Below are 21,357 nucleotides of genomic sequence, written 5' to 3'. Positions count from 1 at the left end.
GCAACCGCATCCTTCTGTTCAATTCGCTCCGTTGGTCACACCCGACCCGCCGACATTGACCGTCATCGCCGGCGGTGGCGGCGGTGGCGGTGGAAATTTGTAGCTCTGGGCAACAAGCGCAGCCCGCGTGCCGTCGCCTTCGATATGTGTGTTCTTCGAGTTCGGATTGAACGGATCGACCGTCTGCAGCAGCGAATTGAATTTCTGCGTGTCGCCGGCGGCGAGCGTCACCGTGTCGTAGTGGTTCAGATAGTCGGCGGCGCAGCCCGATAGTGCACCGGCGCACAGAATGAGGATCGAGGCGCTATTTCTTGACATAGAGCATCTTGTCCTTCGATTTGAAGTCCAGCATGTGGCCATAGGGCCCAGTCACACCGTCTCCCGTTTCATATTTTCGGATCATGTCCTTGTTCACCTCGAGCTGACCGAGCACGAAGAATTCCGGATCGTTGGCCGGCCGTGTCTTATCGAAGGGCGTCGCCAGCTGTTCGCCGGGCTTCACCGGCCGCACGACGTGCGGCGTGACGATGACGACCAGTTCGGTCTCTTCCTTCTGGCTGCTCGAATTTCGAAACAGCGTCCCGATAATCGGAACCTGGCCGAGCCATGGCACCTGATTCTGGAGCTTGGTGGTCTTGCTCGACAACAAGCCCCCGACCGCGAAACTCTGGCCGTCGCGCAGTTCAACCACGGTCTGCAGTTTGCGGTTGGTGAAGATCGGGTCGCCGGCGGTGGTGAAGCTGGTGAGGTCACTCACTTCCGGCGCCAGTTTCATATGGATCTTGCCGTCGTCCAGCACGACAGGCGTGAACAGCAGATTGACGCCGAATTGCTTGAATTCGATCACGACCTGGCCGTTGGAGTCTATGCTGCGGATGGGGATTTCGCCGCCGGCGTTGAAGCTGGCGGTTTCACCAGAAAGCGTGGTCAGGTTGGGTTCGGCGAGCGTGCGCACCACACCCTTGGCCTCAAGCGCCTCGATAATGAGGTCGACTTTGATGTTGCTGTCGATAACGCGGGTGATCAGTGCCGCGAAGGGATTTGATCTCGACAGCAGCCCACTGACCAGGTCGCCTGCCCCCAACACTGTTCCATCCGCGTCGACAGTGGCGTCGCCGGTTCCAACTTTGGTAGCGCCGCTGCCGTTGGTGCTCTTGATGGACACGCCAAGATCCCGGCCCACATTGCGCTTCGCCTCCAATATGCGCACAGCCAAATTGACCTGCTGGCTGTCATCGACGATCACGGAGTTGATGATTGCGTCGGGGCCATATTGTTGCGCCACCTCGAGGATCGATGCCAGCGTCGCGCCATCCTTGACGTGGCCGCCGAGCCTGACCTTGCCATTGATCGAACCGATCTCGATGCGCGCCCTGGGTGCCACCTGGCGGATCGCCTGCGCCATATCGCTGACGTCGACGCCGACTTCGATCTGGATGACGCCGAGCGAGCGCTTTTCCGGGGAGAACAGATTGACCGTGGTGGTGCCGGCGCTCTTGCCGATGACATAAAGCGTTCGGTCGGTCATCGGCTGGGCATCGGCGATCTTCTCGTCGCCGACAACGATATCGCCGAGATTGGCGCTCACCTGTAGCGTCACCGACTGTGACATGGGCAGAAAGATGCGATGGACGCTCGGGTTCGATACGTCGATGAAACGGTCGGCTGCCTCCGTCCCAAGGCTAGACGTCAGCAGCGCAGCCAAACAGGACAGTGCGGCCGCCGCTACCCTCATCCAAAACCCCTGCATCCCCATCTCCCAAACTGCTGCCGCCGGCAGCCCCGCTTCGCCGCATCCCTTTATGGTTGTCGCGGCACGTCATAGGATTCAAGCTTCACGCCGCGAAAGACGCCCACTGTAACATTCTTCGGCGGTTCCGGCTCCAAATACTTGATAACTTCCTTGACGACTTCTTTTGATGCGGGTGCCGTCACCACGGGCGGCACCGGCTTGACCTTGCTTAACTCGTCGAGCTGGCTTCCCACCCTGTCCACGGCCTTTTCCAATCCGGCGATCTTGTCAGCTGCGCGCTGGCGTTCGGCTGCGGCTGCGGCGTCGGCTGCGGCCTGCTTGTCCAGTTCGGCCTGCCTCTTTGCGACATCGTCCGGCGTCTCGCCATTCAGGTCGGAAAGCGTGACTCGTTCGGTTGTCTCGCCCTTGTTGGCGGCAGCCTGGCGCAGTGCAAGAGACAATTGCCCCGCACCGGCGGCCAGCGTCAGTTTCTGCGCGTCCTTTGTGGTGGCTTCAAGCGTCACCGACTTAACCACCGTCGGGTTGTCCTTGCTCACGTCAGCGACCTGGTCGACGGCGAGCACTTTCATGCTCTGCAGCAGAACGTCGACAAAACTTTTGTCCGCACCGTCATCGCCGCGCACCGAGCGCGTCAGCAGCACATCAACCCGGTCGCCCGGGAAGACGAAGCCGGCGACGCCAAGCACGTCGTTGACGCGGATGGAGACGGCCTTCATGCCTTCACCCAGCACCGCCGAAAGCGTGGCGCGCTGGCCTGGACCGGTAATCTTGCTGCCGAGGATCGGCTCATTGGTGCTGATCGCTTGCAGCGCCTGCCTTGCGCCACTGCCGGCCAAGGCTTCCTTGGTGGTCTTGAACGCTCCAGCCGGGACTGCGCCCGCGGGCCAAGCGATCTCATGCAACTTGTCGGCGCTCAATGTGTCGCCGAACTTCAGCGGCAGTGCCGCGACAACGATCGTATTGCCTTTGCCGTTTGATTGAGCCAAAGCACTACGCTGGCCAGCGAGCCAGATGTTGATCAGCACGACCGCCAACACCCCGAAGACGCCGGCGAGGACTATCATAATAAGTGTGTTGGCGCGCATAACCCCAAGCCCCCAGCCAATAGAGCGGGAATTCGCCCGCCACGACTGAATTCAGGCCCGGGTTTGGACAACCCGGGCCTGATGCCGATCAAACGATCAAGAACCGGCACCGCTGGCGCAAGATCCGATACCGGAGGCGTCCATGGCGTTGCAAAGGCCGGTGAAGCGGCCCGTAACCCACCCGCCGATGCCGATGATGAAGCCGATAGAGGCGACCGCAATAATGCCAATCAGAATAGAATATTCGACCATAGCAGCGCCGTTTTCGTCGTCGCGGAACTGCCGGGTCATCGTCATGAGCTTTTTCATGTCAATTTCTCCCTCTGGAGGTTTCAACCCGACGAGACAGAGCCAAGGATGAACTCCATACCCAAGCATCCCCCGTCACCTCAATCCTAGGTCCCGAGAAATTGGAGAGTCAAACGGGATTAACGGTCCTTTAACCTTCTAATACATGAATTTGCGAGTTCGGCGTGACCTCAATTTTTAGCAAGAGCTTGATTCGTCTAATTTTTCAAGCGTTCTTAACCATTCGTTCACAATTGCCCCTCTGAGCTAATCAAGGCATACGTACTTTAGCCAGATCGCATATTCCTTTATATCTAAGGCGTTGTGGCATTTGTGAAGAGGATGCCCCGTGTCAGGTCACCCAAGGGGCGCTGGTAACGTGAAAGCTTAGTGCGTCACTCGTGTTTGGCAGCGCGAGTGCCGGAAATAAATCGATATTTTTCTGCCGCACTCCTTAACTATGTTGAAAGTATTGGCCTCACGTGAGGTGCCCTGGCGCTTGTGCGCCGCTTGGTTAACGTTTAGTTTCGGCTCATATGGGCTCTAGGGGTATAAGGCATTATGCTGGGGCGGTTTATCAAGGGACCGAGTGAGCCGCAGGCGCTGCAGCAGCTAGCGCCGGTGCCAGCAAGCGTGGCACCAGCCCCGTCGGCTGAAGTCGAACCGCATGGCGACGATTTTCTGACGCTCAAGGTCGAGCTGCATCGACATCTGATTGACAGGTTCAATCTTTCCGCTCTTGAAACAGCCTCCAAGGACCAGATCCTCAACGAGATTCGCCCGATCGTTCGCGAGTTCGTTCGCACTCGTGCCGTGCCGCTAAACGCCCGCGAGCTTGACCAGCTAACCAGCGACACGGCCGACGAGATGCTCGGTCTCGGACCGATCGAACCACTGCTCAAGGACGATTCCGTCAGCGATATCCTTATCAACACGCACGACCGTGTGTTCATCGAGCGGCGCGGCGTGATCGAAGAGACGGCAATCCGTTTCCGCGACGAGGCGCATCTGTTGCGTGTGATCAACAAGATCGTCTCGGCTATAGGCCGGCGCGTCGACGAATCGGCGCCGATGGTCGACGCTCGCCTGGCAGACGGCTCGCGCGTCAACATCGCGGTGCGACCGATTTCTGTAGATGGTCCGCTGGTGTCGATCCGAAAATTCTCCAAGAATCCCTATTCGCTTGAGCGCCTGATGGCGTTCAATTCGATACGCCCGCCAATGATCGAGCTGCTGCGGATCGCCGTCCAGGCCCGCAAGTCAATCCTGGTCTCGGGCGGCACCGGCAGCGGCAAGACGACCTTGCTCAACGCGCTCTCGAGCTACATCCCGGCCAGAGAGCGCCTGATCACCATCGAGGACGCGGCGGAACTGCAACTGCAGCAGCCGCATGTCGGCCGTCTGGAGACGCGGCCACCGAATGTCGAGGGCAGAGGCGAGGTTCGTCAGCGCGAATTGCTGAAGAACGCGCTTCGCATGCGGCCGGACCGCATCATCGTCGGCGAGGTTCGCGGCGAGGAGGCCTTTGACATGCTGCAGGCGATGAACACCGGCCATGAGGGGTCGATGACCACTATCCATGCCAACACGCCTCGCGACGCTATTTCTCGTCTGGAGCAGATGGTCGGCATGGCCGGCATGCCGATGACGCACGAATCCATCCGGGCACAGATCGCTTCGGCCATCGACATCATCGTGCAGACGCAGCGGCTCGCCGATGGCGGCAGGCGCGTAACGTCGATTTCCGAGATTACCGGCATGGAAGGCAATGTCGTCCAACTGCAGGAAATTTATAACTTCGTGAGGCGCGATGTAGCTGCGGATGGAATGATCATCGGGGATTTTCGCGCCACCGGTGTCCGCCCGCGCTTCGCGCCAGAGGCTGCAACGCTGGGGCTCCATTTCGGCAAGGATGCCTTCAACCCGCAGGTCGCCCTCTGATGCTTAGTGGACAGGCGCTGCTTTATTTTATCTACATGCTTGCGGCAGCCTCGGTGATCCTTGCCGGCGAAGCCCTTTACCTTTCTCTGGCCGGTCGCCGCTCCCGACTCGTGGCGGTGAACCACCGGCTCCGTCGTCTCGCTGATGAAGCGCCCGCGGAAAAAACCTTGCAAGGGTTGCTGCGAGAACGCGGCCTGACTGATTCAGGAGATTTCATCTTCGGCTTTGTCTCGCTGAACAGGCTTTATACCCAGTCCGGCATCACCGGAAACCCGATGACCTTCGCAGCCTCGTTTTTTCTGGCCGGCCTGGGGTCGGCATTGCTGCTCTGGCTTTTCCTTCACGTATCGGCGCCGGCAGCCTTCATCATCTTTCTCGTGGCGGGCTTTGCCTTCCCTGTTCTTGTTTTGCGCCGGGCACGTAACAGACGGATCAAGAAGTTCGCTAAGCAATTGCCCGATGCACTGGACATGATCGTTCGTTCATTGCGCGCAGGCCATCCGGCCTCAGTTGCGATAGGCCTCGTCGCCCGCGAGATACCTGACCCGCTTGGCACGGAATTCGGCATCGTCGCCGACGAGATTACTTTTGGACTCAGCATGGAGCAGGCCGTGCGGAAATTAACGGAGCGGGTCGGCTTCGAGGGACTCAATTTGCTATCGGTGTCCCTTTCTATCCAGGCGAGGACCGGCGGGAATCTTACCGAAATCCTGGCAAATCTCTCGACCGTGCTGCGGGAACGCCAGAAACTGCGGTTGAAGATCAGGGCCTTGTCAGCCGAAGGCCGGGCCTCGGCCTGGATCATTTCCTTGTTTCCGCTCGTCATGTTTGGGGCGCTCTGGCTGATCGCGCCCGGCTACTACGGCAAAGTCTGGAGCAGTCCTCTCATTACGCCTGCATTCGTCATCTGTGGAAGCTGGGCCCTGTTGGGAGACTTTATCATGTATCGAATGGTCAATTTCGATTTCTGACAGGAGCGAGTCATAAATCTGTTTTCGAACACCGACGACCTGACTTTTTTTGTATCCATCGCAGTCTTCGCGTCCGCGGTGGCGCTGTTCCTGTTTGCGGCGCTGGTCTTCCTGCCGGCACTGCAAACGCGGAAGCTAGTCGCGGACAGCCTTTTGGGCGAAGGCTCGGTCGATCCGCGATCGATCCTGGGGCGGGACCGCCTCGCCAAGATCGCGGCGCAGAAGCCGGTCGACGCTTACTTCAGGTCGATCGAGAAAGAACGCACTGAACCCAATGCTCTGGAGGCGAAACTCTTCCGCGCTGGATTTTATCGAGCGGGTGCGCCTCTCGTCTATACGGTTTGTCGCCTCGGCGCAGTTTGTATAGGCTTTCTGGCCTTGTATGCCCTGCTGTCGTGGGTGCTGCCTCCACGACTGCCAGGATTCCTAACTTTCGGTGGCTCGGCCTTGTTTGGGTTAGGCTGCATCGTCATTCCCAGCATCATGCTGGATCGGTTCGAGAATTCACAGAAACAGATATATCGTCGCGCCTTCCCTGATTTCATGGATATGATGATTACTTGCGCCGACGCCGGTATGAGCCTCGAGGCCGCGGTCGAACGCGTAAGCCAGGAACTTGCGGCCACGCACAAATGGCTGGGAATTCAGCTAACGATCATGAATCTGCAACTGCGCGCCGGCAAGCCACTTCGGGAAGGGCTTCGCGAACTGGCTGACCGCATTGGCCTTGACGAGGCGCGGGCGCTGGCCGTGCTGTTCCGGCAGTCCGAAGAACTGGGCACCAGCCTGACTGACGCCCTGCGTGTCTACAGCGCGGAGATGCGCAGCCAGAGGATTCTGCAGGCGGAAGAGCGCGCCAACGCCTTGCCTGTCAAAATGATGATCCCACTCGGCCTGTGCATCTTTCCGGTGGTAATGATGGTAATCATGCTGCCGGTGATCATTCGCATGAAGGGCATTTTCTTCTAGGTGCGTATATGCTCTGTTCCTAATATCGGTCGGGGGACTCGGGGAGATTGTATGAATAGGCCAATTGCAGTCGTGGCCTGCCTGTTCATGGCGGCACTCGCCGGCTGCCAGACGAACGGAGCGGACGGCGTCGTTCGAACCAACGAGCCGTCGAAAGGCGACGTAACGTCCTTTGGCGATGCGTTCGACGGCTTGAAGACGGTCGGCGATGTTGAATACTACGCCTCGGACCAAGCCGTCGCGGAGGCCAAGAACCAGTTTCGTGCAGAAAATTACGGCAATGCCGGCGCACTGTTCTTCAAGGCGACGCAGCTTGCCCCCAATGATGGCGGCGCCTGGATGGGACTGGCCGCCTCCTGCGACCGGATCCATCGCTTCGACCTTGCCGATCGGGCCTATGGCCGGGCCTTCAAGCTGTTGGGTGCGACGCCCGAATATTACAACAATGTCGGCTATTCCAATCTGTTGCGCGGCAAGCTGCAGGAGGCGCGCAGCAATTTCCTCAAGGCCTATGAATTGGCGCCCAATGATCCGACCGTGGTCAACAATCTGAAGCTGCTATCGTCCAGCGTGCAGAACATCGAGCGGTAGGATGTTGTTTGGCGCGTCGCTGTCGATAAAGGCGCTTGTGATCCCTCTGCTGGCATGGGTCGCCTGGATAGACTTCTCGGCCCAGAAGATATCCAACCGTGATGTGCTGCTGCTCTTGTGTCTCGGGCTGGGATCGCTTCAGCTTGTTTCCATAGCTAGCGGATCGTGGTGGGATATGGGATTGAGCGCGGTCGCCGGATTTGTGCTGTTCGTCGCGCTCTTTCCGTTCTGGATTTTGCGCAAGGTCGGAGCCGGCGACGTCAAGCTGATGGCGGTCGTTCCGTTTCTGACCGGTGGAAACGGTCTCGCCCTGTTCTCGGTGCTGCTATTGGTTTTCGCCGTCGCCACCGTGGCCATCATGAAAAACCCTTTCATGCTGCCGGCAGGCGCGTTTCGGGTCTATATACAGCACTTGGACCGCAAGGGCGTCGTGCCTTTTGGCGTGCCGATTTCAGCTGCTGCGATCTGCACGATAGCGTTCCAAATCTATGCCACTCTGGCGCTGGTGGGCAGTTCTGGGATACTGCGGCAGCTTAACTAGCGCTTGGTTCCGGAGATCTTCTTCCATGTCGATAGCGCGGCTGGCGATCCGTACCACTTCGGAGGCGTGGCGCGCTAATCAGCCATTTTTCGTGACGGTATTCGCCTATATTCTACTGGCGCTTATTGCTGCGGCGCATTGGAACATCGTCATAAACTTGAAAATATATAATAAGAATTTCTTATTTTTTGGGGCAGCCGTAACCCTGATCCTTCTCGCTGTAGTCCTGGTTCGGTTGACTATTCAACGGCCGGAGCAACCGTTACGTGCCATGAAGGATCTCATGCTGGCCAACAACCTGCCGGATCGAATTGCATTGGGACTGCCCGTTGCGCTCGTCATCCCGCTCTTTTTCTCGATGTTCACCAGCATCAAGGGGGGACTCAGCAGGATCCAACCATTCTACGCCGACACGTCCCTGGTGGCGATCGACAGGGCAATTCATGGCGGGGTCGATGCATGGAGGCTTTTTCATCCTATGCTTGGCTTTGGCCCTGTCACCTTTTCGCTGAACGTTCTTTACAATCTCTGGTTTGCCGAGGTTTTCATCGTTTTGTTTTGCGTCGCTTTTTCAGCGAGGAATGGACGGCTGCGTTCCCAGTTTCTGGTCGCGTTTGTCCTTACCTGGGTGTTGATAGGTAACGTTTTGGCGGCAGCCTTCGCTTCAGTTGGGCCGGCATTCTTTATGCCCTTTTACGGCGATGGTACGTTTTCTCCCCTGATGGACTACCTTCAGTCGACCAATTTGACCTATCCCGTTTCGGCGCTGACTACGCAAAATTATCTGCTGGTCGATGCCGGGTTTGATGGTCCACGCTTGGGCAGCGGCATTTCAGCCTTTCCGTCCTTGCACGTGGCTGTCGCGACCCTGAACGCGATTTATCTCTGGCGTTTCGGGCGTTTGCTCCGCTGGGCCAGCATTGCGTTTCTGGCCGCAATCCAGCTGGGCTCGGTGCACTTGGCCTGGCACTATGCGGTCGATGGATACGCTTCCATGCTGATGACGCCAATCATCTGGGCAATTTCAAGACGACTGTCGAACGCCCAGCCTGGCCTTCAAATCGGTATGAAAGATCGTCGGGTCGAAATAAACTGAGCTTGCTTGTACGCGATTGTACACGGCTAGCTCCTATTCCAATGAGATCACCTTCTCACCTACAAATCGCCCAACAATAGCGTGTTGAGGGGCGCCATGGCTACATTGAGACTTGGTATTGCGTGAAACAGCGCCTGCCGCTCGAACGGTGGCTCCGTCGAAATGTAATCTGTTATTGCTTTGCGCCTGTAAGCTTTCCTGTGGCACGCCAGATCAGCCACACCAGGATGATCGAGACATAGCCGTCAATGGCATAGTGCCAACCGAAATAGACCGAGCCGAACATGATCGCTGCGACGTAAAGCCAGGCGAAGATGCCGGCCGTCCAGTTGATGCTGCTAAGCAGCAGCGCGTTAAGCGTAACCACGGCGACATGGAAGCTTGGCATGGCGGATATGCCGGTCCCGATCGAGGCCTGGCGGCTGGTGTAGGACGAATAGAGATAGTCGCTTATGCGCAGGATGGCCGGGCCTGCATTGCTGCTTCGAAGCGAGGCGGTGAGATCGTCAAACAGGTCCGGGTCAAACAGCCGGTCGTAGAAAATTGGCCCTGCGGATGATCCTATTATCCGCACAAAGATGCCGAGGATGACCGCAGTCGCAGAGAGCGACAAGAAGTATCGCTGGCGCTTGGCGGCGTCGTCCATCCATGCGGCTGAGACGACCACGAAGGCGACGGCCACGAACCACAATTGGGCATAGAGGACATAGAGGATTTGATCGACAACACCTGGCAAGGGAACCGAGCGCGCCCAATTCCAGACATGCCCGAAATGCAAGGCCGCATCGATTTCGGCAAGCTGCCGATCGGCGAAGAACGGCACCATCTGCGCAAGTTCATACTTGTAGGTGGTGAAGGCGGCCAGGCAGAGAATGAAGATACCAAGGGTGAGGGTCGCGCCGCGCCACCGGGAGCTGATCTTTGCGAGGAACCAAGTCGCCGGGGCTCGTCGGTCTCTGAATGGTGCCGCGATGCCGATCCCAAGCAGAATGATGAAGGGCAGCAGGAAATAGAGGATCAGCAGCCGCCGCGTTCCCAGTGCCGCGAGGTAGGTTTCAGGGAAAAGGCCAGCCGCGACGCCGGCGTAGCAAAGGCCGAAGATCGCCAGTTTTGCCGATAGCCCTATCGTCGGTGCGGAAGTTAGGTCAGCGCTCGCCGCCATATTCGCTTCTTTGGCGGGTCTTTCTTCAGAAGGACCGGAGCGTCGGCCGCGACCGGAGCCGGTGGGGTAAACATCAAGTATTGGACAACGGTGACGAACCCACCGGCACCGGCGCTCGCAATCGCGCAAATCAGAAGCATTCTCAAAAAGCCCACGCGGAAATCGCTCCTCAAGCCGGGAGAGAGGATGCGCTCGACTTGGTTAAGAAGCAACTACTACGATGGCCAGAAAGGAGAGACCGATGGCCGTCTAGAGCAGCGAGGGCTAGAGGTCTTTGCAAATACCATCCTCAGCTTGCTGCACCTCGCTCGGGTTCGCAGTCTCGGCGAATGCTGCAAAGGCGCGTAGATCGGCAACGACGGTCCCCCCCGCGAGACTTTAGAAGCGTGGTCGCATCCCGTTAAGGACTGCGTTTGAGAGTTCGCTAACTCAGCCGGAAGGGCACCTTCGAAGCCACGAAGCGGGTACCGTCTCCATCTATTGCAGCAACGCGATTGCTGCGTCTCCGAGACCCTTTGGTGGGGTGCCGCTGTAGCCATCCAGGTTGACGCTCGAATCTCCATTGTAAGAGAATTGCCAAACAACAATCCATCCCAGGCCGGTAGCCAACTTCTTGTCATTGGTCCCTTTCATTTTAAGGTGGTGCATTGGAGAGTATATTGTACCATTTACCGAGTAATTCTTATTTATTGCAAGCGATATAGTCGGCAATAATGGCAAGGCGGTACGCGATCCGAAGATGGCAATGCCGGTATAAACGCCGCTTGTAGGAGCGGAAAGTTCCATGGCGCCGTTCCCGCCTGCCTGTATGATGCTGGACTTGGAATCGACGAATATGGTGACTTCCTTGCCTGTGATTTTCGCATTGTTGCTGATGCCGACTATCGCATTGTGAAAGTAGTGAACGCCTGGGGAAAGCACAATTTTTCCACCGAAGTCGATGCTTCCGCAGAACACCCGCCCGGCCGGAATGGTGACATCCGAGAGCGCCTGGTTGCTGTAGTCGCAACCGGTCGGGGGAACCGGTTCTGGTGTGCTGACAAGTGGGTCGGCGAGGAAGGGCTGGTTCGTCTTCGGGGAAACGCTGTATCCGCCGCCTTGGTAATTGCCGACTACCGAGACTTTTGTCGCGGCGATTTTGCCGGCCCCAACGTGTCTCAGTGCTTCGGGGCTGGAAGAATTTACCTGAATGCCACAATTTGGCACCGACACCTTTCCTAAACCGGTCACACTCAGCGCTCCGGTTGAATCTGGATCGAGAGCATAGATGCAATACTCCGGGGGGGCCTTTCGTGCCTTTGCCGTGACGTGAAGGCTGATAGCCTGAATGCCGGCAAGATTCATAAAGTCCGTCGGCATTGTTGCGGCGATATCAACTGCTGCCTCCCGCGAGACGGGAGTCGGCGTCGTGATGTCGACTTCAACCACCGCTCCCACCGCAAAAGAGCCATTACCAAGCGCAATGTTCTTGGCGGCCGCGACGGCTTCCTCGTCTCCACCGTCGCTCTCTATAGCTGCCAGAGCCGCCGAATCGGCCAATTCTTGCAGCCTGGATTTCCAGGTGACCGCACTGGTAAGGTCAATGGCCACGCCCAAGACCAAGCATAGCGGTAGCGCCACCAACGCCGCTGCCACGGCAAAGTTTCCGCTCCTATCGAGCAGCAGGTCCTTCAGCTTTCGCATTGAGATGCCCTCGCAGAGAAGCAGGCTAGCTCGAATCGCGTTTAAACTTTGCTAAATTAGAATATCCTAATTAAATTGCGTGCCGCCGCAGGCTGCGCAAACTTTGACCAAGCGACTCGCGCTAGGCTATCTCGCTCATCGAGGTATCTACATCTTGCCGAGCTACAGGACCGCAGATCCCGCTATTTGAGTCCGAATGCACTCGCTGCCTGGTCGGACCGCAGCATGTCACTTGCCGAATGCCCGACTCCCGGCAAGATCACAATACGCCAGTTAAACGGCCACCCGTTTGCGGTCGCGACAGCTTGCGCCAACTCGTATGTGTACTGCCCCCGCTCCAGGCGGGTCGCTCCCTGCCGCATGGCAGCGGCGCTTTCATTTAGGTCGACATCGCCGGTATCGTCCTCTCCGAGATAGATCGTCAGCGGCAAAGCCAGATACGCTTTCATCTCCTGGGTTGCTTCATCCGGCGTATAGACGCATCCCGAGGACACGCAGCCGAGCCCATAGGCTACGGCTTCCGCCAGCGAGGGCAAAACATATGAGGATGGGTTGGCAACCACCAACCTTTTCGCGTCGGCCAGGGAGAAGGCCGCAACACGAGAAGTGAATTGGCCGCCGGCGGAATGCCCGAAAAGGTAATACTGCGCGTTCGGCAACCCCTCTCGTGACCTCGCCCAGTTCACCAGGCCCTTCACATACCAGACGGTCCATCGATCCCGCGGCTGAATAGCGCCGCTGTTGACGATCCCCCCACGTTGATAGCTCCAGCTTGGGAACCTTTCCAAGTCAAAGAGCGGCGCCATTATGATCAGGCAGTTTCGATCAGCGAGAGACTGCGCATAGTCCCTGTAGGAAGACGCCGTTCGGCTCAACCCATGGAAGACGAACAGAATCGCGGGATTGCTGCAGCTCTTGGGGTGGTAGGTATAGACCGTCAGCTTCGTCCCGTTAATGTTTGCTGTAGTCGTACCCTTGCCCACCTTCCAGGCAAGAACGGGGCCCGAATAAATGAGGCTGCAGCCCATTACCGCCGCAACCAACAGACGGATCAGAAATCGCACCTGTCGCTCCCATTGGACAATCCGCATTATGCCATATTCCATTAGAAATTTCTAAACAAATCAAAACTGTCCGGGCGGTAAAGACTTCGTTTCAGTCATAGGGTGGTGCTTGTCGAAGGACAGCCTTCCGCGACTCGCTATGTCTGGTGGGAGAGAGACGACTTTACAACGGGGACATCCGATCACTCAGTGCGCGAGGGGATAGACAATTTGAGGCATCTGTCCTGGACATCAACTATTGCACCGCCCAATCCAGGCGACAAATCCAGCAGCCGATCGATCGTGGCCCGGCCGGCCGCCCCTCCCATTATTTTTGGCTGGTAGTCGAGGCGCGGATCTCTGTTTTGAACGTAAACTGGATATATATCCAGATCTATCTGCCCAGCGCCAAAGTAGAAGCAAGGCAAGATAGACTCACCCTTGCTGTTTCCCGATCCGAAGGCGAAATTGCCGACACTGTATAATATCGGCCGAGCTTTATAGATTTCGACCGGCTGAAGGATATGTGGATGATGGCCGATGACCGCATCTGCTCCCAAATCGATGAAAAGCTGTGCTTTCATGCGATCTTCCTCGGTAGGTTGGCGCTGGTATGGTACGCCCCAATGTACCATCACGGCGATGCGATCGACCAGTGGCCGCAGCCTTGCAAGGTCGCGCTCAACCAGTTCCGCTAGATCTTGTGCTGAACCCGGGAGATCAGCATGCGCCGCCGTTCGACGATTCCAGTAATAGCCGAGCAGTCCGACACGTATATCTGTGCCGTCGAAGATCGCGGGATCGTGCGCCCCGTTCTGGTTTCTTCCGCCACCATAAGGCCTGATATGGTGTTGTTCCAGGGTGTTCAAGGTCTCAATCACGCCCTCTCGACCACAATCCTGTATGTGGTTGTTTGCGACAGTCATCGCAGCAAAGCCGGCGCGGCGCAGGACCGAGGCCGACTTGGGATCGACCTTGTAAGAGTAGTTGCGCGTGGTTTCATCCTTCTCGGAATGTGAGGAAAACGGACCTTCTTGGTTTCCTGTAATCAGGGTACAGCGGCTGAGGATTGGGCGGACCCAGGCGAAGCAATAGTCCGGGCCGAATCTGCGGATGCGATGCCGCATCCGCATCCCGGTCATTACGTCTCCGACTGCCGCCAAGTGATAATGGCTGCGGGTTGACGAAGATAGAGTCTGCTCAAGCTGATCCGGGTCGATGAGATCGCCGTCACCCGGAATTATGACTTCTGAAAACTTTTCGCGGATTTTGGCAACGTGGCGCTGCACGTGTTTAGAGCCGCTGAGGCTGTGAGCGAGGGGCGGAACTGACGGCGCAAGCAGCATGCTGGTCGCGGGCGAACTAAAGCCTATCCCTCGCTTCTCGAAGATTTCCCGAATCAGCCTCTCGTATAGGCCGCCGGACTTCACGTTGTCCGCATGAAGCAGGCACGAGGCAAAGCTGCGTGGTGACGATCTGATTGCCCTGGTTCCGACCCGGGAAGGCGCGAATGGGCTGTCGGAAAGTCGCCCAAGCTCAAAAAGGGCGCTGACAACCAGCTCCATGCAGGCAAATTCGTGCCAGTGAAATGCCTTGTGCAGATCCCACATCGCCCCCGCGACGGCCTGTGCGACCAACGCCTCCTGCGGCTGCATTTCGTCATCATCAATGCGGCCATCATTGGCAAGGCTATCGGCAGGCACAAACTCGGTATCGTGGCGAGCATGCCAGCACGACACGTGGGGGCTCGATAGCATGGAGGCCGCCAAGTAAGTGCTCACGGCATATTCAAGGGCGCCCGGTCGGCTGAACGCGGCACGCGGTGCACGCAACCTGTCGGCCTGCACATCAGCGGTATGACGCACGACGTGAAGCCCGAACGCCTGGTATATCAAGCCGGCGTCGTGGGATGGATCGCAGAGATAGGCGCCGCCTGAAATTCGCGGCAGCCACCCTTCTTCGGTGACCCCATGCCCCGGTCCAAAGAGCAACTCTCCGCAGAGGGGAATTGAAAAATCATCGAGGTTTTCCATTCTTGCCGGGTAACGATACCTGGCGCCTTTGACGGGCACCCGTCTGCTGGTGTCTTCACGACTGCCCTGCCGTTGCTTCGGCCGATGTGCATTGACGATCGCCCTGATTTTCGGGAGAGGGCCCACTCCAAGTGAACGAAGCACATCGTTGATGCGCTGGCTCATCAAGGAGACGTGGAAGTAGACGTTTACCTGGCCAAAACGCGCGGCGGCATGGGGGCTTTTCAACCCACCGCCAGACGGTTGGAAAGAAAAATTGCCGTCTTCGTCGGGCGACACTTCGCTCATCTGGCCGGTCGGCCAATCCTCTTCCCTGCATGGATGGCTGATGACGTCTACGTACCGCCCGCGCAGGCAGCGCCTTCCGGCCCGCTGGACGAGATGGGGCAATTCGACCTTGGCCAGATGCACGCGGCCGCCAGTAAAGTCCGAGTCACATGACTCCCAAATGTAAACAGAGCCAGTCGCCATGTTTACTCCCTTGCAGTGGTTAGTGCTTCGCCGTCATCCCCGTGCGCAAAGCAGTGACCGTCACTCTGAGGGCCTGATGAGATGCCGACCGAATCTGGGCTGCATTGGGAAGGAGGAGCAGCTGTGGCAATGGCTTCATTGCCAGCTCGCTGGGCTCTTTCAGTTGCTCTGAGCATACCCTTCAATCACCCTTAGGTTTTCGCGACATGGGGCTTGGCGCCACCAAGCCCCATGTGTTTGATACAGCTCTCTGCGATAATCTTAGAGACATTTACTGGTCGACCGAACATCGGGAAAAGGTGTATTCCAAGATCGGGCCGTGTATTCGCTTCAATTACAATGTAGTTACCCGCGGCAGCTTTTGACGTATGATCAAGCGCCAGAATATCAATGCCGCCAACGTGTAAGCCTTGAACCGTTCTTGCGACACGTTCCGCTATGCGCTTCATGCTAGGATGAACGATATCCGTGATTTCCGTAGTTTCGCCGCCGGTTGAGGCGTTGCTCTTCCAGTCCACCGTAACCTTGCAGCCTCGCCCTGGAATAGAGCTTAGATCCAGTTTCTGAGAACTCAGGATTAGTTTGCGGTAGTCGTCAATGATTATAGGCCTATCTCGGAGGTGGGGATTGTTCAAACGACTGTTGTTCTTGGCAGCTATGAGTTGGCTGACGGAATCGACCCCGTTACCTATTAAAAAGGGCGGAACACGCTTCGCAACGGCAACGCATTGCGAGTCAATCACCAAGTATCTGGCTTCGCTTCCACCAGTGAAACACTTTTCGACAAGGATGCGGCTTGTGAGGCTTTGCAGCGCAGCGTTCCATGCTTCGTCGAAAGTCGCAGCGGTTACGTTAACCGAGACACCGCGTCCCTTGTTCCCGTCGAAAGGCTTCACCACCGCCTTCCCGAACTCGATAACCTTTTCTCGTGCGCTTTCTTTGTTGCTCAGCTTGAAAACCTTGCCTTCGGCGAAGCTCACCCCCGCTCGCTTGAAAGCCGCTCGCGCAAGCCTCTTGTCTTTCAATATGCGGAATGCCGTAAGAGCCGTGAAGCAAGTCTCTGCTTCCAGAAGCAGGCATTTCTCACGCCCCGCCGACGCGATGAGCAGCGGTCCTCGCACCCGAGTCTGCAGACCCAGCTTCTGGAATTCCAAGGCCAGGAGTTTTTTGGTGTCAAACTCCTCTCCGTCGTCGTACCAATTGAGCGCGATTGGCACCGATCAATCCCTCTCCCAATGAAACCTGTCAATTCATGCCTATCGGACCTGTCTTCTCTCCCTTCTTGCGGGTTGACCCATTGGGGGCGCTCGATGCACTGCTGTCGTCAGTCGCCTTGCCAAGCTCCCGCCGTGCATTGTCCAGCACTTCCGTGATCGATCCCTCACCGATCAGCTTGAGCTCCTGCGCGAGCACATCCGATTTTGTGAGCGGCCATTTGTCTAGGGACGCTGCGCGCACGAAGCCATACGCCGACGGCATGCGGACCATCAGCCAGCCCAGGTTCACCATCTCCGCAGTGAACTCCCGCACAAATTTCGCCCCCCCTATACGACGCCCGGTCAAGCGCCTGAATGTCTTGTAAGACATCCTTGCACGGGTTCTAGGCTCCCCCGCCTTGTTCTTGGTGCGTTGCAGGGCCAAGGCGACGAGTGCTGCCGCGTCGCCTTGCGAAACATTTGGTGTCGCAGTTGCTGAAACAGTATCCATGAACGCTACTCCCTTTTTACCTCAGCAGAGAAACTCCTGCCTGCTGCTGAACTCCATTTGCGTAAGGTCGATTCGAAGGTGGCGACGCCACCTCATCGAACCATGCATCCCGTTTTGCCAGATACGAAATTGCCATTGCATGCATGGCAGCCTTGAGCTGCGGCGGTCGCGACGCAAACGTGGCAGGTTCCGCAACCAGCTCGCCAGATCCCGATGCAAGCGTCATCTTGGCTCCGGACCCATCGGTGCTCCACCGCATCGATAGAGCCAATCCACCGCGTTGTAGATGTCGCCGCAAATCATGGCCAAGCTCAGTCTCGGCACTTGTCAGAATCAATCTTTCAACAGGCAGCGCCGACAACGCCTGGCGGGATACTAAATCCTCATTGTGGACTATAAAACAGCCCCGGTTACCGGCGTTCAAAACTGCTTTGGCCAGGTTTTTGAGAAGCTCGCAATTCTCGACGTCCGTCGCCGCCACCGACACGGCGTGGCAAGCGCCCAGACCAAGACCGTTCTCCGAGATTCTTGCTGGAGAAGCGGCATAAACCAGCGCTTCCAATAAAGGATCCCTGGCCAGCATTTGCGGTGTTGCTCGCTGGCTGAATTCTTGTGGTGCGGTGTTGATGTAGGCGCCTTTCTTCGACAAGAGGCCGATGCTCCGCCCCTCTGCCATGAACCGGTGCTCGATCGCTTTTGCCACCATGCTGGTATGCCGGTCGCCAAGGACGAGCACCGTGGCAACTTCCGATGAAGCCGGATCGTCGTACATATTGGCCAGGATTATCTCGCTCACATCCCTTGCCGTGCCGGCCCGCGGCCAAAGATGAAACTCGATCCCTGGTCTAGCGTTCACCTCGATGACAGTGCACCCGACATCTTTGTGAGATTGCGCAATGTCGGGCATGATCAGATCCAACCCGGCAATACTGAGCCCAATGACCCTGGCGATACGTTCACATAGCTTATGATTGTCCGGATGGACGGAGTTTGTAACGTCGACCGGTACGCCTCCGCGTGCGAGGTGACCGTTTGGTCGCAGAACCACCTGCTGCCCGGCAATCGGGATAGTCTCCATCGTAAAATGGTGCAATGACAGGTGTCTAAGCAGGTCGTCGTCGATTTCCAGACGCGACAGACGCCTGCCGTCCCTGTCAGGTTCCCGATTCAAATCATCGATCAAGTGGCGCAGCGTTTTTTCGCCGTCGCCAGTAACCTGCGGCGGGCAACATAGGACTGCCGCCACGACACGAAAATCAACAATCGTCGCTCGATACTCCGGGCCGGCGATGAACTCTTCTACCAGCACGCCATACCGGTCAGACTGAGCCACCTGGCACGCTATGTCGAACGCGGCTTCAACAGCGCGGCGTCCCCGCAGCTTGACTGAAACTCCGCGCCCCTGATTGCCTTGGGCGGGTTTCACCACCACAGATTTGCCCAGCTGCTTGGCGGCAGCGACCGCCTCGGATTTGCTGCGAACCGTAAGCTGGCGCGGTACGGGCAAGCCGGCCTGCGCCAAAAGCCTGTTGCCCAGCCTCTTGTCGAGGGCCACTTTCGCGGACGCAAACGATGTCGAACCGGATATCGTTGAGAAGAGCTGCTTTTGGTTTTTGCCTTGGCCGAGACGAAGGTGGTTGCGCGCGACAAACTCGAACGGGATGCGGTTCCTCTTGGCGGCCGCAACCAGCACTGCGGTCGAATTTGAAAGTCGCCGTTTCTTTGCTCTTTCCAGGTTCAATTCCCGTGCGAGGGAATACTTCGATGTGGCATCCCCATCTCGCGTTGCCTCGCTGACCGCATGAACGACAGCCGCCGCGGCCGCGCGCGACATTTGCGGGTCGTCCGACTCCCAGACGATCACTGAATTGCTCTCGGACGGATCGCTCACCAACGTGGCCACAGTTGGAAACGAATAAAAATTCATCGCGCGGCGAAGCTCGAGGTCCGCGGCCAGGATCGCATCAGCAAGATACGAAGCTACCGATGCATCCTGCTCGCACTCCGGAAAGAGATCGGAAAGCACCAATCGGACCTCATGAGTAAAACCGGAGACGCGGGCAGTAGCCAGTTGCCCTAAATTAAGCGTCAATTTAACGACTGTATTCGCGTTATACACATTGAGGCCGGATAGCGTCTTGAACCCGGTGATCTCAAACGGCTCTAATTCCCCAACTGGGCATACTATAGCCATACATTTTGCCCCCGAATTAACCTTCCGACTGCTCTACGAAAGGTTCCTGCCTCCATCGCTTGCGCGCAACCCTCAGTTATATTATGGTTAGCTAATGGTTAAGGCAACAAAAAAATAAAGGGAGGTTGGAGCCAGAGGAAAACAAATCTTAAATTAAGTTTTAAATAAAAAGACTCGAACTGCGTAATTGAAGTAGTGTTGGGGTGGGTATCATGTCTGTTTGTAGAATTCAGCGCGGGCGCATGAAGAAAGCCAAGCGTTCGTTCGCGACTCGCCGGGTCGCGGCCTCGCACATGCGCACGTTGATCACAGGTTCCTTGCAGCCGATCGCAGGCGATCTTGTCCTGGCTCGTGTGGACAAACTCGGCAATCACAGCAGATTGGAGCTGATCAACGGGAGAAAGGCGATCATGTTTCCCGGCGATGAGATAATCATTTGTTATGGAAACAGATACGCACCGGACCAGTTCGAAGCTGTTATTGGCCCTGATCTCGGACCATGTGACCTAGTGGCGGGGGGGGGCATCGCAGCGTGTGAGCTTTCCAGACATGATCGCATGATTGCGCCAACAAAGATCACCCCTCTCGGACTGATCGGGGACAAGTTCGGTCGCCGATTGAATGTTTGGGATTACAAGGTCAGCTCCGACGACCTTCGGCCCTCTCTGCCGATTGTCCTGTCGCTGGGAACATCCATGAACGCGGGAAAGACATTGACGGCGACGTCGTTGGTAAGAGGTTTCAAAAGAGCAGGGCTTAAGGTTGCCGCGCTGAAGATTACCGGAACCGGGTCCGGTGGCGACACCTGGATTGTGCGCGATGCGGGCGCTGACATCGTTCTTGATTTCACCGACGCCGGGTTTGCAACCACCTATCTTGCCTCGGTGGAAATGATCGAAAAGGGCGCTTTCCGCCTGCTGAACCATGCTGCCGAAAATGGATGCGACGTTGCTGTCATCGAGATTGCCGACGGGCTGCAGCAGAAGGAAACGTCCGAGTTAATTCTGGCGGAATCATTTCGCAGCATGGCTCTTGGCACGATATTCGCGTCCTACGACGCGATGGGTGCAAAGTATGGAGTGGATACGTTGCGCGCTGCCGGCCACAAGGTGCTGGCCATCAGCGGCAGACTTGGCCGATCCCCGCTTGGCGTGAGAGAGGCTGAGGAAGCTACCGGGCTGCATTGCTATTCCCCGTGGGATCTCCAGGATGGCGCGCTCGGTCCTGTGTTTAGGGCCCGCGCTGCGGAAAAACTGTCCAATGGGCAGAGCAACAACCCGTACCTGCGGCGCATTGCGGCATCGTCGGAGGCAGCCATGCCGGTCGGCGTGGATCGAGCCCATTCTCACCAACTCCGGATTGATTTCTTGGCAAAGGTCGCGCGCGAGTTGATTGTAGCCGAACTTGGAGAAGTAAATGCCAATGGCAGCCTGGCGACGTGGCCCAGTCCATTCGGAAGCATCTTGGTCACTCTGCCTGAGCGGCCTTCCCAGGGTTCTATCCCCACATTCATGTCGGTGCAGGCGCCCACGGAACTAGTAGAGGCAGCAGTGCTGGCAAAAAGCCGCGGTGCCCTCAAGTCGTCGCTCTGCGGCATCTTGCAGGCCCTCGGCTGCGCTCCGCTCCCGGCTGCCCGGATGTCCTACCTGCTGAATGAAACCTGGTCAATGTTTGAGGCGGCCGATCATCACGACAGACCTCTGCAAAACGCACTTGAGGCGCCGCCGTTGGATGCTCATGATGACATTGATGCGGTGATCATGAATTTCTCTGGCCTCTTCAATGAGCATTCTGATCAGCACGCTCCCCTTGGACGCGCGTGAAAGACG

The 21,357-nt window shown here is 57.3% G+C and carries 18 protein-coding genes; 7 read left to right on the top strand and 11 right to left on the bottom strand.

Annotation, left to right across the window (positions count from 1 at the left end; genetic code table 11):
• Positions 1-18: 18 nt before the first annotated feature.
• The 4 genes from NKI10_RS28840 to NKI10_RS28825 all read right to left on the bottom strand — a co-directional run bounded on the left by NKI10_RS28840 (position 19) and on the right by NKI10_RS28825 (position 3,147).
• The gene (locus NKI10_RS28840; RefSeq protein ID WP_023707053.1) at positions 19-318 is read right to left on the bottom strand and encodes a hypothetical protein; all 300 of its coding nucleotides are present in this window, start codon (positions 316-318) and stop codon (positions 19-21) included.
• Complete coding sequence (locus NKI10_RS28835; protein WP_352862471.1) at positions 305-1,750, bottom strand: type II and III secretion system protein family protein; 1,446 nt, start codon at positions 1,748-1,750, stop codon at positions 305-307. Before NKI10_RS28835 ends, NKI10_RS28840 begins: the two co-directional genes overlap by 14 nt.
• Before the next feature lie 50 nt (positions 1,751-1,800).
• The gene (gene cpaB, locus NKI10_RS28830) at positions 1,801-2,838 is read right to left on the bottom strand and encodes a Flp pilus assembly protein CpaB (protein WP_023750723.1); all 1,038 of its coding nucleotides are present in this window, start codon (positions 2,836-2,838) and stop codon (positions 1,801-1,803) included.
• A 96-nt stretch (positions 2,839-2,934) separates the two neighbouring features.
• Complete coding sequence (locus tag NKI10_RS28825; protein ID WP_023707057.1) at positions 2,935-3,147, bottom strand: Flp family type IVb pilin; 213 nt, start codon at positions 3,145-3,147, stop codon at positions 2,935-2,937.
• A 540-nt stretch (positions 3,148-3,687) separates the two neighbouring features.
• Between NKI10_RS28825 and NKI10_RS28820 the strand changes: the two genes are divergently transcribed.
• Genes NKI10_RS28820 through NKI10_RS28795 form a run of 6 tightly spaced genes read left to right on the top strand, consistent with a single transcriptional unit; the run spans position 3,688 to position 9,235 of the window.
• On the top strand, positions 3,688-5,067 hold the full coding sequence (locus NKI10_RS28820; protein ID WP_352862470.1) for a TadA family conjugal transfer-associated ATPase: 1,380 nt from the start codon (positions 3,688-3,690) through the stop codon (positions 5,065-5,067).
• Positions 5,067-6,038 (top strand): type II secretion system F family protein, encoded by a 972-nt coding sequence (locus tag NKI10_RS28815; RefSeq protein ID WP_023707059.1) that lies wholly within the window; start codon positions 5,067-5,069, stop codon positions 6,036-6,038. The genes NKI10_RS28820 and NKI10_RS28815 overlap by 1 nt, the downstream gene beginning before the upstream one ends.
• A gap of 18 nt (positions 6,039-6,056) precedes the next feature.
• A complete protein-coding gene (locus NKI10_RS28810) occupies positions 6,057-7,007 on the top strand; it encodes a type II secretion system F family protein (protein WP_023723920.1) in 951 nt (316 codons plus the stop codon).
• A gap of 51 nt (positions 7,008-7,058) precedes the next feature.
• Positions 7,059-7,598, top strand: a complete 540-nt coding sequence (locus NKI10_RS28805; RefSeq protein ID WP_023707061.1) for a tetratricopeptide repeat protein — start codon at positions 7,059-7,061, stop codon at positions 7,596-7,598.
• 1 nt (position 7,599) lies between these two features.
• Complete coding sequence (locus NKI10_RS28800; protein WP_023707062.1) at positions 7,600-8,139, top strand: prepilin peptidase; 540 nt, start codon at positions 7,600-7,602, stop codon at positions 8,137-8,139.
• Between the two features lie 25 nt (positions 8,140-8,164).
• On the top strand, positions 8,165-9,235 hold the full coding sequence (locus NKI10_RS28795) for a phosphatase PAP2 family protein (protein ID WP_023707063.1): 1,071 nt from the start codon (positions 8,165-8,167) through the stop codon (positions 9,233-9,235).
• A 172-nt stretch (positions 9,236-9,407) separates the two neighbouring features.
• Here NKI10_RS28795 and NKI10_RS28790 read toward each other — a convergent pair whose 3' ends face one another.
• From NKI10_RS28790 to NKI10_RS28760, 7 genes are all read right to left on the bottom strand, one after another.
• Positions 9,408-10,526, bottom strand: coding sequence for a phosphatase PAP2 family protein (locus tag NKI10_RS28790; protein WP_352862469.1), 1,119 nt, complete (start codon positions 10,524-10,526; stop codon positions 9,408-9,410).
• 348 nt (positions 10,527-10,874) lie between these two features.
• Positions 10,875-12,080, bottom strand: coding sequence for a TadE/TadG family type IV pilus assembly protein (locus NKI10_RS28785; protein WP_352862468.1), 1,206 nt, complete (start codon positions 12,078-12,080; stop codon positions 10,875-10,877).
• Between the two features lie 182 nt (positions 12,081-12,262).
• Entirely contained in the window at positions 12,263-13,144 is an 882-nt protein-coding gene (locus NKI10_RS28780; protein WP_156936529.1) for an alpha/beta hydrolase, read from the bottom strand.
• Between the two features lie 182 nt (positions 13,145-13,326).
• Positions 13,327-15,444: a CapA family protein gene (locus NKI10_RS28775; RefSeq protein WP_198021026.1), complete on the bottom strand. Its 2,118-nt coding sequence runs from the start codon at positions 15,442-15,444 to the stop codon at positions 13,327-13,329.
• Positions 15,445-15,818: 374 nt separating this feature from the next.
• Complete coding sequence (locus NKI10_RS28770) at positions 15,819-16,844, bottom strand: hypothetical protein (protein WP_023748960.1); 1,026 nt, start codon at positions 16,842-16,844, stop codon at positions 15,819-15,821.
• A 28-nt stretch (positions 16,845-16,872) separates the two neighbouring features.
• Complete coding sequence (locus NKI10_RS28765; protein WP_352862467.1) at positions 16,873-17,334, bottom strand: hypothetical protein; 462 nt, start codon at positions 17,332-17,334, stop codon at positions 16,873-16,875.
• A gap of 16 nt (positions 17,335-17,350) precedes the next feature.
• Positions 17,351-19,360, bottom strand: a complete 2,010-nt coding sequence (locus NKI10_RS28760) for an ATP-grasp domain-containing protein (protein WP_352862477.1) — start codon at positions 19,358-19,360, stop codon at positions 17,351-17,353.
• Between the two features lie 410 nt (positions 19,361-19,770).
• Between NKI10_RS28760 and NKI10_RS28755 the strand changes: the two genes are divergently transcribed.
• Positions 19,771-21,351 (top strand): hypothetical protein, encoded by a 1,581-nt coding sequence (locus tag NKI10_RS28755; RefSeq protein ID WP_023707072.1) that lies wholly within the window; start codon positions 19,771-19,773, stop codon positions 21,349-21,351.
• The last annotated feature ends 6 nt before the right edge of the window (positions 21,352-21,357 follow it).

This window comes from Mesorhizobium sp. M0802 (genome assembly GCF_040320115.1).
Lineage (GTDB): Bacteria > Pseudomonadota > Alphaproteobacteria > Rhizobiales > Rhizobiaceae > Mesorhizobium.
The sequence above is the reverse complement of the archived record's forward strand: the minus strand, read 5'-3'. Positions and strand labels throughout refer to the sequence as shown.

Excerpts from the sequence above, each read along its gene's own strand:
- NKI10_RS28835 (WP_352862471.1), bottom strand. The coding sequence starts at position 1,750 with ATGCAGGGGTTTTGGATGAGGGTAGCGGCGGCCGCACTGTCCTGTTTG.
- NKI10_RS28800 (WP_023707062.1), top strand. The coding sequence starts at position 7,600 with ATGTTGTTTGGCGCGTCGCTGTCGATAAAGGCGCTTGTGATCCCTCTG.
- cpaB (WP_023750723.1), bottom strand. The coding sequence starts at position 2,838 with ATGCGCGCCAACACACTTATTATGATAGTCCTCGCCGGCGTCTTCGGG.
- NKI10_RS28765 (WP_352862467.1), bottom strand. The coding sequence starts at position 17,334 with ATGGATACTGTTTCAGCAACTGCGACACCAAATGTTTCGCAAGGCGAC.
- NKI10_RS28795 (WP_023707063.1), top strand. The coding sequence starts at position 8,165 with ATGTCGATAGCGCGGCTGGCGATCCGTACCACTTCGGAGGCGTGGCGC.
- NKI10_RS28775 (WP_198021026.1), bottom strand. The coding sequence starts at position 15,444 with ATGAGCGAAGTGTCGCCCGACGAAGACGGCAATTTTTCTTTCCAACCG.
- NKI10_RS28825 (WP_023707057.1), bottom strand. The coding sequence starts at position 3,147 with ATGAAAAAGCTCATGACGATGACCCGGCAGTTCCGCGACGACGAAAAC.
- NKI10_RS28840 (WP_023707053.1), bottom strand. The coding sequence starts at position 318 with ATGTCAAGAAATAGCGCCTCGATCCTCATTCTGTGCGCCGGTGCACTA.
- NKI10_RS28820 (WP_352862470.1), top strand. The coding sequence starts at position 3,688 with ATGCTGGGGCGGTTTATCAAGGGACCGAGTGAGCCGCAGGCGCTGCAG.
- NKI10_RS28755 (WP_023707072.1), top strand. The coding sequence starts at position 19,771 with ATGAAGAAAGCCAAGCGTTCGTTCGCGACTCGCCGGGTCGCGGCCTCG.
- NKI10_RS28785 (WP_352862468.1), bottom strand. The coding sequence starts at position 12,080 with ATGCGAAAGCTGAAGGACCTGCTGCTCGATAGGAGCGGAAACTTTGCC.
- NKI10_RS28815 (WP_023707059.1), top strand. The coding sequence starts at position 5,067 with ATGCTTAGTGGACAGGCGCTGCTTTATTTTATCTACATGCTTGCGGCA.
- NKI10_RS28805 (WP_023707061.1), top strand. The coding sequence starts at position 7,059 with ATGAATAGGCCAATTGCAGTCGTGGCCTGCCTGTTCATGGCGGCACTC.